1 protein-coding gene is annotated in these 385 nt (G+C 71.7%); it reads right to left on the bottom strand.

The window, feature by feature from the left end; translation table 11 throughout:
• The coding region (locus SB816_RS30100) for an MFS transporter (RefSeq protein ID WP_410548004.1) at positions 1–385 on the bottom strand (385 nt) is incomplete at both ends.

The raw sequence follows: 385 nt of genomic DNA, 5'->3' as shown, positions 1-385 counted from the left end.
CGGCGAGCCGCTTGCGGCGGGCTTCCGCCGCATCGATCTGCGCCTGCACGGCCGCGCTGACGTGTTCGGTGTTCTTCGGCGCCGCGCCTTGCTCGGCCAGCGCTTCCTTCTTCTGGCGTGCGCGTTCGAGCGCGGCGGCGACGATCTGCTTCTCGCGTTCGTCGAGGAACGGCGCCTCGCGGAACGATGCGGGCAGCACGCGGAACACGACGATCGCGACGAGCACGGCCGGCACGCCGGTCGCCACGAACACCCACTGCCAGCCCGCGAGCCCCCACACGCCGTTCAGGCCGAGCAGCACGCCGCCGACCAGCGAGCCCAGCATGTTCGCGAGCGCGCTGCCGAGCGTGAAGATGCCGAGCACCTTCGCGCGATAGCTCTGCGG

It is taken from the genome of Achromobacter sp. SIMBA_011 (assembly GCF_046535435.1).
Taxonomy (GTDB): domain Bacteria; phylum Pseudomonadota; class Gammaproteobacteria; order Burkholderiales; family Burkholderiaceae_B; genus Achromobacter; species Achromobacter dolens.
The sequence above is the reverse complement of the archived record's forward strand: the minus strand, read 5'-3'. Positions and strand labels throughout refer to the sequence as shown.